Source organism: Blastococcus sp. URHD0036 (assembly GCF_000701365.1).
In the GTDB taxonomy this organism is placed as follows: Bacteria; Actinomycetota; Actinomycetes; order Mycobacteriales; family Geodermatophilaceae; genus Trujillonella.
On the sequence record NZ_JNIK01000015.1, the window covers coordinates 252,774 to 265,087 of the forward strand.

Annotated in this window: 15 protein-coding genes; 11 read left to right on the forward strand and 4 right to left on the reverse strand. The window is 75.6% G+C overall.

Features of this window, described 5'->3' with window-relative positions:
- Positions 1-3 precede the first annotated feature (3 nt).
- On the reverse strand, positions 4-207 hold the full coding sequence (locus N555_RS0115460) for a DUF5703 family protein (RefSeq protein WP_034510758.1): 204 nt from the start codon (positions 205-207) through the stop codon (positions 4-6).
- Between the two features lie 126 nt (positions 208-333).
- Between N555_RS0115460 and N555_RS0115470 the strand changes: the two genes are divergently transcribed.
- The 3 genes from N555_RS0115470 to N555_RS0115480 all read left to right on the forward strand — a co-directional run bounded on the left by N555_RS0115470 (position 334) and on the right by N555_RS0115480 (position 2,088).
- Positions 334-600 (forward strand): hypothetical protein, encoded by a 267-nt coding sequence (locus N555_RS0115470; protein ID WP_029432401.1) that lies wholly within the window; start codon positions 334-336, stop codon positions 598-600.
- A gap of 168 nt (positions 601-768) precedes the next feature.
- Positions 769-1,245: a hypothetical protein gene (locus N555_RS0115475; RefSeq protein WP_156036387.1), complete on the forward strand. Its 477-nt coding sequence runs from the start codon at positions 769-771 to the stop codon at positions 1,243-1,245.
- A 63-nt stretch (positions 1,246-1,308) separates the two neighbouring features.
- Positions 1,309-2,088 (forward strand): DUF2470 domain-containing protein, encoded by a 780-nt coding sequence (locus N555_RS0115480; protein WP_029432403.1) that lies wholly within the window; start codon positions 1,309-1,311, stop codon positions 2,086-2,088.
- A gap of 26 nt (positions 2,089-2,114) precedes the next feature.
- On the opposite strand, the gene N555_RS0115485 is transcribed toward N555_RS0115480, so the two are convergent.
- The 3 genes from N555_RS0115485 to N555_RS0115495 are packed head-to-tail and all read right to left on the reverse strand — an operon-like array spanning position 2,115 to position 5,757.
- Positions 2,115-2,843, reverse strand: coding sequence for an alpha/beta fold hydrolase (locus tag N555_RS0115485; RefSeq protein WP_051684127.1), 729 nt, complete (start codon positions 2,841-2,843; stop codon positions 2,115-2,117).
- Positions 2,843-4,789, reverse strand: coding sequence for an ATP-dependent DNA helicase (locus tag N555_RS0115490; protein WP_029432405.1), 1,947 nt, complete (start codon positions 4,787-4,789; stop codon positions 2,843-2,845). The genes N555_RS0115485 and N555_RS0115490 overlap by 1 nt, the downstream gene beginning before the upstream one ends.
- Positions 4,786-5,757 carry an aldo/keto reductase gene (locus N555_RS0115495; protein ID WP_029432406.1) on the reverse strand — a complete coding sequence of 324 codons (972 nt, stop codon included), beginning with the start codon at positions 5,755-5,757 and terminating at the stop codon, positions 4,786-4,788. The genes N555_RS0115490 and N555_RS0115495 overlap by 4 nt, the downstream gene beginning before the upstream one ends.
- A 184-nt stretch (positions 5,758-5,941) precedes the next feature.
- Here N555_RS0115495 and N555_RS0115500 point away from each other — a divergent pair, with 184 nt between their 5' ends.
- The 8 genes from N555_RS0115500 to N555_RS0115535 all read left to right on the forward strand — a co-directional run bounded on the left by N555_RS0115500 (position 5,942) and on the right by N555_RS0115535 (position 12,312).
- Positions 5,942-6,793 (forward strand): undecaprenyl-diphosphate phosphatase, encoded by an 852-nt coding sequence (locus N555_RS0115500; RefSeq protein WP_029432407.1) that lies wholly within the window; start codon positions 5,942-5,944, stop codon positions 6,791-6,793.
- Positions 6,794-6,910: 117 nt separating this feature from the next.
- A complete protein-coding gene (locus tag N555_RS0115505; protein ID WP_029432408.1) occupies positions 6,911-7,615 on the forward strand; it encodes a histidine phosphatase family protein in 705 nt (234 codons plus the stop codon).
- 47 nt (positions 7,616-7,662) lie between these two features.
- The gene (locus N555_RS0115510; protein ID WP_029432409.1) at positions 7,663-8,214 is read left to right on the forward strand and encodes a DUF3090 family protein; all 552 of its coding nucleotides are present in this window, start codon (positions 7,663-7,665) and stop codon (positions 8,212-8,214) included.
- A 13-nt stretch (positions 8,215-8,227) separates the two neighbouring features.
- Positions 8,228-8,980 (forward strand): SCO1664 family protein, encoded by a 753-nt coding sequence (locus tag N555_RS0115515; protein ID WP_029432410.1) that lies wholly within the window; start codon positions 8,228-8,230, stop codon positions 8,978-8,980.
- Between the two features lie 155 nt (positions 8,981-9,135).
- Complete coding sequence (locus N555_RS0115520) at positions 9,136-9,528, forward strand: VOC family protein (protein WP_029432411.1); 393 nt, start codon at positions 9,136-9,138, stop codon at positions 9,526-9,528.
- Positions 9,525-9,977 carry an SRPBCC domain-containing protein gene (locus tag N555_RS0115525; RefSeq protein ID WP_029432412.1) on the forward strand — a complete coding sequence of 151 codons (453 nt, stop codon included), beginning with the start codon at positions 9,525-9,527 and terminating at the stop codon, positions 9,975-9,977. Before N555_RS0115520 ends, N555_RS0115525 begins: the two co-directional genes overlap by 4 nt.
- 50 nt (positions 9,978-10,027) lie before the next feature.
- Positions 10,028-11,284: a cysteine--1-D-myo-inosityl 2-amino-2-deoxy-alpha-D-glucopyranoside ligase gene (gene mshC / locus N555_RS0115530; RefSeq protein ID WP_029432413.1), complete on the forward strand. Its 1,257-nt coding sequence runs from the start codon at positions 10,028-10,030 to the stop codon at positions 11,282-11,284.
- Entirely contained in the window at positions 11,284-12,312 is a 1,029-nt protein-coding gene (locus tag N555_RS0115535) for an HD domain-containing protein (protein ID WP_029432414.1), read from the forward strand. The genes mshC and N555_RS0115535 overlap by 1 nt, the downstream gene beginning before the upstream one ends.
- The last annotated feature ends 2 nt before the right edge of the window (positions 12,313-12,314 follow it).

Consider the following 12,314-nt stretch of genomic DNA (forward strand, 5'->3'; position numbering starts at 1 on the left):
GTGCTAGACGTGCGGCCCGGGGAGGTAGGACAGCCGGGAGCGGCGGCGCAGGATGACCTTGCGCGTGCCGTCGGCGTGCAGCTGCAGCCGGGCGAGCTCCCACCCGCCGGTGTCGGCCTGCAGGCTCAGCATGGTCGCCGCCGCGGACCGGGACGTGCCCGGTGGGATCCGCAGCGGCGCGAACTCGTAGTCCCCGGCGGCCTCCATCCGCCCGATTGTGCACGCCGTTCCCCGCCCCGTCACCCGCTGGACACCGACCCCGTTCCCCGCCCTGCCGGTCGTGCCGTGCGGCGGCAGGATGGGCCGGGAGCCCACCCCAGCGAGGAGGACGACGTGAGCGAACCCGGAACCTCCGGCGCGACGGACGCCGACCGCGCCGAGCAGGACGCCCCGGTCGAGGTCTCCGCCCCGGCCACCGCCGGTGAGGCGACCCCGGTGGGCGACGACGTGCCCGAGGGCGACGCGCTCGAGCAGCAGCTCGCCACGCGGCCCGGCGAGGCCGGACGCCCCGTGGCGGTCGGCGACCGCGAGGCCAGCGACGCCGACGTCCTCGAGCAGCAGGCCGACGTCCCCGTCGACGAGGACGACCTCCGCGGCTGACCTGCGCACGGCCGGCGGGCGGTGAGTCGCGGCGGCGGCGTGCTCTCCGTGCAGAACACGCCCTGGCTGCACACCACCGGGCCGGAGCCGGCGTGGGGTGCGCCACGTCGTCGCGCGTCCAGGTGATGCGGGCCCGTGCCAGGCGCCGGACCGGGCATGCTGCCGCTCGTGGCCTTTCTGATCGTCGTTTCGCTCGCCGTTGCCTTGCTCGCCCCGCTGGCGGCCTTCTTCGTCGGCGGCCGGCGCTTCTGGGCATCCGTCGGCACCGACGCCCCGGCCGGGCTGCTGGAGCGGCACGGGCTCGAGGCCGGTGACACGCTCGCCGTCCAGCGCGCCATGGCGCGGGGCCGCCGGGCCGAGGAGGACCGCGTCCGGCCCGCGGTCGTCGAGTGGGCGCGGACGTCGCTGGACGCGACGGCGGAGCAGGAGCGCCGGCACCCCACGCGCAAGGCGATCGAGCTGGGACTCACCCTGCTCGGGGCCGTGGCCGTGGTGTTCGCCGTCCTCCTCGCGGTGAACGACGGCGGTGCCGGCGCGGGGTTCTGGCTGGTCGTCGTGCTGTCGGTGGGGCTGCTGTTCAACCTGGTCGCGCTGCCCCGGCTGCTGCGCCGCAACCTGGACCGGGCGATCGAGCGGAACGTCTGACGGCTTCCCCTCCGGGCGTCGATTTGGTTAGGCTTCCCTAACTCGATCGCCCGGAGGTCCAGCATGACCGCTCCGCACGACTCCGCCCCGTCGCCCGGCGCGGCCGGAGCGGTACTCGCCGCTCCGCCCGCCGAACGCGCCCGCACGGTGGCCGCCCGGTCCGCCGCCGCGCTCTGCGTCGCCGGCCGCGAGCCCGCCCGCCCGCTGGCGCACGCCACGACCGCCGAGGGCCAGGTGCTCGTGCTGGTCCCCACCGACGGGGAGGTGGCCGCCACGGTCGAGGGCAGCCCCGACCGCGACCCGAGCGCGCTGCTGATGGTCAGCGACCGGGCGCCGGTGCCGCTGCGCGACCCGGTCCGCGCCCGGGTGTGGCTGTCGGGCTGGCTCACCCCGGTGCCCGAGCGGGACGCACGGACGGCGGCGCTGGCATTCGCGGCCGTGCGACCGGTCGGCGACCTGCTGGACGTCGGGCGGACCACCCGGCTGCTGCGGCTGGACCTCGCCGAGGTCGTGCTGCGCGAGGGGGAGCGGTGCACCGAGATCGGTCCGGGCGACTACGCCGGCGCCGGCCCGGACCCGCTGCTCGCGGTCGAGACCCGCATGCTCACCCACGTCGACCGCTGCCACCCGGAGGTGCTCGCCACCCTGGCCGGGCTGCTGCCGGCGGGTCTCGTGGGCGAGGACGACGTCGTCCGCCCGCTGGCCCTGGACCGGTTCGGCTATCAGCTGCGGATCGAGCGGCCGCGCGGCTCCACCGACGTCCGCCTGGCGTTCCCCCGGCCGCTCACCTGCCCCGGGCAACTGCACGCCGCCACGCAACGGCTGCTGCACTCCGTGCCCTGAGGAGCATTTCGCGCGCCAATTGCTCCTCAGTCGCCCAGCGCCCGGTCGACGACGAGCGCGGGCCGGTCGCGGTGCAGCGAGTGCGTCGTGTCCGGCACGGTCTCGAACGTCCACCGCGGACCGGTCGTGGCCGACAGCTCCGCCACCTGATCCGCGCTGACCACCGGGCCGGCGGTCGGCACCAGGACGTGCACCGGGACGCGCACTCGCCGGGCCGCGTCGAGGACGTCCCACGGGCGGTTCTGGCCCGCGTACGCCGCGACGGCGGCGACGTCGGTGCTCCGGGTGGACCGGACCCGCTCGGCGACCGTGCGGGGATGCCAGTGCGGGTTCGCCGCGGCGACCAGCGCCTCGGTCTGCCCGGCCTGGTCGCGCCGGAGCTCCGGGGCGAGGCCGGCGGCGACGTCGTCGGTCACCCGCAGCGCCGGGTCGACCAGCAGCGCCCGGGACGCGAACGCCGGGTCCCCGGCCAGGAGCAGCGTCGCGATCGCGCCGCCCAGGGAGTGCGCGACCACGACGTCCCACCCGCCGCCCAGCTGCGCGGCGACCGTGGCGGCGACGTCGGCGAAGCGGTACGAGTCCGCCGGGCCGCTGCCGCCGTGGCCGGGCAGGTCGACCGCCACCGCCGTCCAGCCGGCGGCGGCCAGGCCCTCGCCGACCTCCCACATCGTCGCCGCCGACGACGTCACGCCGTGGACCAGCAGCGCCCGGCGGCCGCCGTCGCCCCAGCTCTCGGTGTGCAGCTGCGGTGCCATCAGTCGGCCAGCGCCTCGGCCAGAAGCGTCGCCAGCCGCGTCCGCCGGGGGCGGACGTCGACCTCGCGGACGGCCCGGGCCAGGGCGGCACCCGACGCGTGCACGATCGACAGGTGGGACTGCGCGCGGGTCAGCGCGGTGTAGACCAGCGGCCGCGACAGCATCCCGCCCGCCTCCGGCGGCAGGCAGACGACGACGCCGGGCCACTCCGAGCCCTGCGCCCGGTGCACCGTGATCGCCCAGCCGTGCCGGAGGTCTCCCAGTGCGTTGGTCGGCACCGTCACCGGCCCGGAGGCGAAGGCGACGTCGAGCGAGCCGTCGCCGGTGCCGGTGACCACGCCGGTCTCGCCGTTGGCGAAGCCGATCGGCTCCAGGTCCAGGTGGTTGGCGGTCGCGACCACGCGGTCGCCGACGTCGAAGCCCCACACCGTCCCGTCGCCGGGGTTCAGCTCCGCCTTGAGGGCCTTGTTCAGCTCGATCGTGCCGGCCGGCCCGCGGTGCACCGGCGTGACGACCTGCACCGTGGACGGGTCGATGCCCAGCGCGCGCGGGATCGAGTCGGTGACCAGCTGCACCACCCGGCGGGCGGCCTCCGCGCTACCGGTCGCCGGGACGACGACGACCTCGCGGTCGGGGGAGTCCACCGGCGGCAGCTCGCCGCCGCGCACCGCGTTGGCCAGCCGGGCGATCGCGCCGCCCTCGGCCTGGCGGTACAGCGTGGTCAGCTCCGTCACCGGGACGGCGTGGGAGTCGATCAGGTCGCCGAGCACGTGACCCGGGCCGATCGAGGGCAGCTGCGCCGGGTCGCCGACGAGGACCAGGTGGGTGCCGTCGGGGCAGGCCTCCAGCAGGGCGGCGGTCAGCTCGACGTCGAGCATCGAGGCCTCGTCGACCACGACGACGTCGGCGTCCAGTGGCCACTCCTCGTTGCGGGAGAAGCCGCCGGTCATGCCCTGCGCGCCGAGCAGTCGGTGCACGGTCACCGCGGGGTGGTCGGTGAGCTCCTCCAGCCGCTTCGCCGCGCGGCCGGTCGGCGCGGCCAGGGCCACCTCGCTGCCCTTGGCCATCAGCAGCGTGACGACGGCGGCCACGGTGCGGCTCTTGCCGGTGCCGGGGCCGCCGGTCAGCAGCGAGACGCCGGCGCCGAGCACGGCCGCCACCGCCTGCTTCTGCGCCTCGTCCAGCCCCTTCGCGACCGAGCGCACCGCGGCGGGGTCGGCGATCCGCTCGGCCGTGGCCATCAGCCGGGCGATGTTCTCGGCGACGGCCTCCTCGGCCATGCCGTAGCGGGCCAGCGACAGCATCCTCAGCGCCGGGTCCGGCTCCGGGGGCTCCTCGTCGGAGTCCGGATCGAACTCCGGTTCCGGGGGCTCGTGGTCCAGCACGTCCCCGGAGTCGACCGCGGCGGTGATCGCCGCGACGGGATCGGCGACGCCCTCGGCCCGGAGTGCGGCGACGACGAGGTCGACCGGCAGCACGGTGTGCCCGTCCCGGGTCGCCGTCCGCAGCGTCAGCGCGACGATCGCCCGTCCGCGGCGGGTGTCCTGCCGGTCGGCACCGGGCAGCAGGGCGATGGCGAGCCGGTCGGCGTCGGCCAGCCCCACACCGGTCAGCCCGAGCAGCGCCCACGGGTCGTCGCGCAGCCGGCGGGCGGGATCGGGCCCGAGCGCGTCGGCGGTGCCGGCCGCGAGCTTCGCGTCCAGCCCCGCCGTGACCAGCAGCGTCACGACCTCGTAGGTCGGCGCCGCGGACAGGAAGCTGGAGAACAGCCGCTCGGCGCGCTGCTTGCCGACCTTGGGCAGCTTGAGCAGGCGGGCGGCGGTGACGTCGTCGGGGCCGGTGATCCCGGCGGCGGGGAGCTCGGCGGCGGTCCGCTTGCCCAGCCCGGGCCAGAGGCCGGCGGCGCAGAAGGCGGTGAAGACGCGGTCGGCGGCGGGGGCGGTCATCGGCGCTCGGGATAGGCGAAGTGCGGCGCGGAGACGTCCTCGAGCGCGGTGCGGATCGCCGCCGGGAGACGCACGCCCTCGGCGTCCAGCGACACCTGCAGCTGGGCGGCGGTGCGGGCCCCCACCACGGGCGCGACCACGCCGGGCCGGTCACGGACCCAGGCCAGGGCCACGGCCAGCGGCGTCGTCCCGAGGCCCTCGGCGGCGGTGATGACCGCCTCGACGATCCGGTCGGAGGTCTCCGAGCGCAGCCCGTCGATGAAGCCCTGCCACTGCGGGGAGGCGCCGCGGGACTCCGTCGGCGTGCTGTGCCGGTACTTGCCGGTGAGCAGGCCCCGGCCCAGGGGCGACCAGGCCAGCACGCCCAGCCCGAGCGCCTCCGCGGCCGGGACCACCTCGCGCTCGACGCCGCGCTGCAGCAGCGAGTACTCGACCTGGGTGCTCACCAGTGGCACCCGGCCCGGCCACGCCCGCTGCCAGGTCGCGGCCTGCGCGGTCTGCCAGCCGCTGAAGTTGCTCACCCCCACGTAGCGGGTGCGTCCGGAGGTGACGGCGAGGTCGCAGGCGGCGAGGGTCTCCTCGATGGGCGTGTGGTCGTCCCAGGCGTGCAGCTGCCACAGGTCGACGTGGTCCAGGCCCAGCCGCTCCAGCGAGGCGTCCAGCGCCGTCAGCAGGTGCCCCCGCGAAGCGCCGCGACCCATGGGGCCCGGTCCGGTCCGGCCCGCGGCCTTGGTGGCGACCAGGACCTCCGACCGCGGGACGACGTCGGACAGCAGCCGGCCCAGCATCCGCTCGCTCTCGCCGTCGCAGTAGACGTCGGCGGTGTCGACCAGGGTGCCGCCGGCGTCGACGAAGGCCGTGAGCTGCATCGCGGCCTCGTCCTCGTCGGTGTCCCGGCCCCACGACATGGTGCCGAGCGCCAGCCGGGAGACGACCAGGCCGCTGCGCCCGAGAGCCCGTTGTTCCACGAGGTGCCAACCTACCGGCGGCCCGGTCCGGAAGCGGGGGCACGCGGGCCTGTTGGGGACGGCGCGCCGCGCGGGCAGCCTGGGACCGCCGGGTCCGCCGCCTAGGGTGTGCCCCCGTGCCTGTGGAGTCCCTCGACCACCCGAACCGCTTCCCGGCGACTCCGAGAGTGGGGGGCTGAGCGGCGTGGGCTGGTTCGAGGCCGTCGTCCTGGGTCTGGTCCAAGGGCTGACGGAGTTCATCCCCGTCTCCTCCAGCGCCCACCTGCGCGTGGTCGGGGAGATCTTCGGCTGGGAGGACCCGGGCGCGGCGTTCACCGCGATCATCCAGATCGGCACCGAGCTCGCGGTCCTCCTGTACTTCCGCAAGGACATCGGGCGGATCGTGCACAAGTGGGTGCTGTCGCTGTTCCGGCGTCGGCTGCGGGGCGACCCCGACGCCCGGATGGGCTGGCTGATCATCGTCGGCAGCATCCCGATCGTCGTCCTCGGCCTGCTGTTCCAGGACGACATCGAGACGACGCTGCGCGACCTGCGCATCGTGGCCATCTCCCTGGTCGTGTTCTCGCTGATCCTCTTCTGGGCCGACCGCGTGGGCAGCAAGCAGCGGGAGCTCAGCGACCTCACCGTCCGCTCCGGCGTCGTCTTCGGCCTCGCCCAGGCGATGGCGCTCGTGCCGGGGGTGTCCCGCTCCGGGGGCACGATCACCGCGGGGCTCTTCCTCGGCTTCTCCCGGTCAGCCGCGGCCCGCTACTCGTTCCTGCTGGCGATCCCGGCCGTGCTCGGCTCGGGGGCGTTCCAGACCTACGAGGCGCTGACCGGCGACACCGAGGGTGCACCGATCTCGTGGGGCCCGACGCTGCTGGCCACGGTCATCGCCTTCGGCGTCGGCTTCGTCGTCATCGCCTGGCTGCTGCGCTACCTCGACCGCGGCAGCTTCACGCCGTTCGTCGTCTACCGCGTCGTCCTCGGCCTGGCGCTGCTGGCACTGGTGGGCGCGGGCGTCCTCGACCCGCTGCCCGCCGACGTCAGCCCCTGACCCGGCGGGATCAGGTGACCTGATCGTCGCGCGTCCACCCTCGCGATCGGCCGTGGGGGAGGACGCGCTGCGGCGAGGGAGGACGGCGGAGGCGGGCCGCCGCCTAGGCTCGGCCCCGTGACCACCGTCATCCTGCTGCGGCACGGCCGGACGACGGCCAACACCGGGGGCGTCCTCGCCGGCTGGACCCCGGGCGTCCAGCTCGACGAGACCGGCCAGGCTCAGGTCGCCGCGGTCGCGCAGCGGCTGGCGCCGGTGCCGCTCACCGCAGTGGTCAGCAGCCCGCTCGAGCGCTGCCAGGCCACGGCCGGCGCCGTCCTCGCCGGCCGGCAGCTGGAGCTGCAGACCGACGACCGGCTCGGTGAGGCCCGCTACGGCGACTGGACCAACCGGCCGATCAAGGAGCTGGTCAAGGAACCGCTGTGGAAGGTCGTCCAGGCCCATCCCTCGGCCGCGGTCTTCCCCGGGCCCGAGGGGGAGGGGCTGGCCCAGACCCAGGCCCGCGCCGTCGCCGCCGTCCGGGAGTGGAACGCCCGCCTGGGTCCGGACGCCGTCTGGCTGGCCTGCTCCCACGGTGACGTGATCAAGGCCGTCCTGGCCGACGCCCTCGGCCTGCACCTGGACCAGTTCCAGCGGATCGTCGTCGACCCCGCGTCGATCTCGGTCGTGAGCTACACCGAGACCCGCCCGTTCGTCCTCCGGGTCAACGACTCCGGCGGCGACGTCGGCGCGCTGGTCCCCCCGCCGCCCAAGAAGGGGCGCCGGCGCCGCACGGCCGACTCCGACGCGGTGGTCGGCGGCGGCGCCGGCGCGACCGTCTGACCTGCGACCGGCGGCGGTCCGGCCCGCCGCCCGCGTAACCTGACAGCGTGCCGCGCCAGGTCCATCTCTTCGAGCGCCCCTCCCGCTTCGTCGCGGGGACGGTGGGCCAGCCGGGCGACCGGACCTTCTACCTCCAGGCCTCCGACGACGCCGGCCGCGTGGTCAGCGTCGCGCTGGAGAAGAGCCAGGTGCAGGTCCTCGCCGACCGCATGGCCGAGCTCCTCGACGAGGTGGCCGCCCGGCCGGGCGCGGTCGTCCCGCCGGACGCCGACGTCGACGACCTCGACCCGCTCACCGCCCCGGTCGACGAGGAGTTCCGCGTCGCCGCGATGGGCCTGGCCTGGGACGCCCAGGAGCAGGCCGTCGTCGTCGAGGCCGTCGCTGCTGGCGAGGAGCCGGTGGAGGAGGACGTGATCCTCTCCGACAGCGACGAGGGGCCCGACGCGTTGCGCGTGACGATCGGCCCGGCCACCGCCCGCGCCTTCGTGGCCCGCGCCCGCCGGGTCATCTCCGCCGGGCGGCCGGCCTGCCCGCTGTGCTCGCTCCCGCTCGACCCGACCGGCCACGTGTGCCCGAGGCAGAACGGCTACCGGCGCTGAACCGGCCGGTGCGATGAGCGAGCAGCCCGCCGCCGACGCCGACCTGCGCGCCCCCGACGGCGCCGAGGAGGCGCGGAGGCTGCTGGTCGAGGGCGAGATCGACGTCGAGGGCCGGATGCTCGACGCCTCCAACGTCACCCTCTTCGGCACCATCCGCTCCGGCGTCCTGACCGCGGAGTGCGTTTACAAGCCGGTGGCGGGGGAGCGGCCGCTCTGGGACTTCCCCGACGGCACCCTCGCCGGGCGCGAGGTCTCGGCCGCGCTGGTGTCGGAGGCCACCGGCTGGGACGTCGTCCCCCCGACGGTGCTGCGCGAGGGGCCGTTCGGCCCGGGGATGGTCCAGCTGTGGATCGACGGCGACGAGTCGGTCGACCTGGCCGCCTTCGTCCGCACCGACCACCCCGGCCTGCGGCGCATGGCGGTGTTCGACGCGGTGGTGAACAACGCCGACCGCAAGGGCGGGCACATCATCCCGACCGTCGAGGGCCACGTGTACGGCGTCGACCACGGCATCTGCTTCTCGCCCGACCCCAAGCTGCGCACGCTGCTGTGGCGGTGGGCCGGCAAGCCGCTGCCCGTGGCGGCCCTCGAGGTCCTCGGGCGGCTGGCCGACGAGCTGCGCGGCGATCTCGGGGAGCAGCTGCACGAGCACCTGACCCGCCGCGAGGTCCGCGCCACCCAGCAGCGCGTCGCCGAGCTGCTGCGCACCCAGCTGCACCCCGAGCCCAGCGGCGAGTGGCCCGCCCTGCCCTGGCCTCCGTTCTAGGAGGACCGGCCGTCAGGTCGGGGACGGCACACGACTCGGAGTGGACCCGTCGCGGGGCCCGGAGGGTCCCCGACGGGGACATGGGCATCCGGCTCCATGCACGTCGGGGACGGCTCCTGGCGGCGGTTGGAGCCCGGTAGGGCGACAGTGGGCACATGCCGCACCGCTCGCGCCTGTCGATCCTGCTGCTGGACCTGCCGCCCGACCAGCACGCGGAGGGGACGGCGTTCTGGGCCGGCGCGACCGGGCGCTCCGCCACGCCCGACCCCACGGACGCCGACTGGGCCTCGCTGGGCTCCTTCGCCGACGGGTGGCACGTCGAGGTGCAGCGCACGGGGGAGGGGACGCCGCCGCGCTGGCATGTCGACATCGAGAGCGACGACGTCGAGGCCGAGGTGGCCCGGCTGGAGACCCTCGGCGCCCGCCGGCTGCGGTTCGTCGAGGAGGGCGGGTTCTGGCAGATGACCGACCCGGCGGGGCTGGTGTTCTGCGTCGTCGGCATCCAGACCGGTGAGGAGTTCGAGCGGCACGCGGTGAGCTGGCCGTGAGCACGACCCGCGTCAGCCGGGTCCTGCCCGCGCCCCGCGACGCCGTCTCCCGCGCGCTCACCGAACCCGCCCTCATCGCCCGCTGGCGGTTCCCGGAGGGGATGCGCAGCACCGTCGAGGAGCTCGGCGACGGCGCCTTCCGGGTCACGCTGACCTACGACGCCCCCGACGCGCGCGGCAAGACGACGGCGCACAGCGACACCTACCGGGCCCGGTTCACCCGCGTGGTGCCGGGCGAGCTGGTGGTCGAGGTGGACGAGTTCGAGACCGACGACCCCGACCTGCGCGGCGAGATGACCATGACGGTGACGCTGTGCGACGCCGAGGGCGGCACCGAGCTGACCGCCGTCCACGAGGGCGTGCCGGCCGGGATCCCGCCCGAGCAGAACGAGCTGGGCTGGCGCATGGCGCTCGACCGGCTCGCCGCGCTGCTGGCCGGCGGGGGCTGATCGGGGGACGACCCGGCAGGAGCGTCGGGCCACGCCTCTACGCTCGGACCGTGCTCTCCTGGCCCGCCCCCCTCCTGCCGACCCTGCCGGGCACCGGCCCCGCGTTGAAGCTGCACGACACGGCGCGCGGCGAGGTCGTGGCCACCGGCCCCGACCGGGTGGCCCGCATGTACGTCTGCGGGATCACCCCCTACGACGCGACGCACCTGGGGCACGCGGCCACCTACCTGGCCTTCGACCTGGTCAACCGGGCCTGGCGGGACGCCGGGCACGCCGTCCACTACGTGCAGAACGTCACCGACATCGACGACCCGCTGCTGGAGCGCGCCGACCGCGACGGCGAGGACTGGGTCGTCCTGGCCATGCGGGAGACGGCGCTGTTCCGCGAGGACATGACGGCCCTGCGGGTGCTCCCGCCGGACGACTACGTGGGCGCGGTGGAGTCGATCCCGCGGATCGTCGCGCACATCGAGGACCTGCTCGACGAGGGCCTGGCCTACGTGCTGGACGACGGCACCGGCGACGTCTACCACGACGTCGCCCAGGCGCCTGGCTTCGGCGGGGAGTCCCGCTACGACGAGGCCACCATGCTGCGGTTCTTCGCCGAGCGCGGCGGTGACCCGGACCGCGCGGGCAAGCGCAACCGGCTCGACCCCCTGCTGTGGCGCGGGCCGCGGCCCGGCGAGCCGTCCTGGGAGGGCCCGCGGGGCACCGGGGGCCGCCCGGGCTGGCACATCGAGTGCGCCACCATCGCGCTGGACACCATCGGCATGGGCTTCGACGTCCAGGGCGGCGGCAGCGACCTGGTGTTCCCGCACCACGAGTACTCCGCCGTGCACGCCGAGGCGCTCACCGCGACCAAGCCGTTCGCCCGGGCCTACGTGCACGCGGCGATGATCGGCCTGGACGGCGAGAAGATGAGCAAGAGCCGGGGCAACCTGGTCTTCGTGTCCAAGCTGCGCGGCGAGGGCGTCGACCCGATGGCGATCCGGCTGGCGCTGTTGTCGGGCCACTACCGCACCGACCGCGCCTGGACGCCGCAGCTGCTCACCGACGCCGAGGAGCGGCTGGCCACCTGGCGGCGGGCGGTGGCGCTGCCGGCCGGGGCCCCGGCCGCACCGGTGCTGACCGGGCTGCGCGAGCGGCTCTCCGACGACCTCGACAGCCCCGGCGCCATCGCCGTCGTCGACGAGTGGGCGGCCCGGACCCTGGCCGGCGGCGAGGACCCGTCGCTGGACGACGGGGCTCCCGCCATCGTGGGCGACGCGGTGGACGCGCTGCTCGGGATCGCGCTGCAGGACTGCTGATGACCGGCTTCCGGCTCACCGACCGCGCCGCCCGGGAGCGGGCGGAGGAGGAGCTGGCGCCGGCGGCGAGCCGGGCGGCCGCCACCCGCGGCCGGGCGCGCCCGGAGCCCGAGGACGACCTGCGCACCGCCTTCGAGCGCGACCGCGACCGGATCCTGCACGCCAAGGCCTTCCGCCGGCTCAAGCACAAGACGCAGGTCTTCCTGAACCCCGACGGCGACCACTTCGTCACCCGGCTCACGCACACGCTGCAGGTCGACCAGGTGGCCCGGGCACTGGCCCGGGCGCTGGGGCTCAACGAGACCCTCGCCGAGGCGATCGCCCTGGGCCACGACCTCGGCCACTCGCCGTTCGGGCACATCGGCGAGGACGCGCTCGAGCCCTACGTCCCGGGCGGCTGGCACCACGCCGCCCAGGGCGTGCGCATCGTCGAGGTGCTCGAGGACCTCAACCTCACGTGGGAGGTCCGGGACGGCATCCGCGCGCACAGCTGGAAGATCTCGCCCCCGCCGGCCAGCCGCGAGGCCGAGTGCGTGCGCTACGCCGACCGGATCGGCTACCTCTCCCACGACGCGCTGGACGCCGTCCGCGCCGGGGTGCTGCGCCCCGGCGACCTGCCGGCCCGGGCGCGGGCGGTCTTCGGGGAGCCGGGCAGCGCGATGGTCGGCGCGATGATCGACGCGGTGGTGACCGGCTCGCTGGCCGACGGCGGCCGCGTGGTGATGGCCCCGGAGCCGCTGGAGGCCATGCAGGAGCTGCGGGCGTTCATGTTCGAACGGGTCTACTCGTCCGAGACCGCGGCCGGGCAGAAGCAGCTGGCAGTCGACGTCATCCGCCGGCTGGTCGACCACCACCTGGCCCATCCGGAGCTCATCCCGGCCACGTACCGCGATGCCGGCGCGGACCTCACCACCCAGGTGGTCGACCACGTCTCCGGGATGACCGACCGGTTCGCGCTGACCGCCCACGACCGGCTGTTCGACGGCGACGCCACCACGCGGATGCGGCCCCTGCTGCCGGTGGCCTGAGC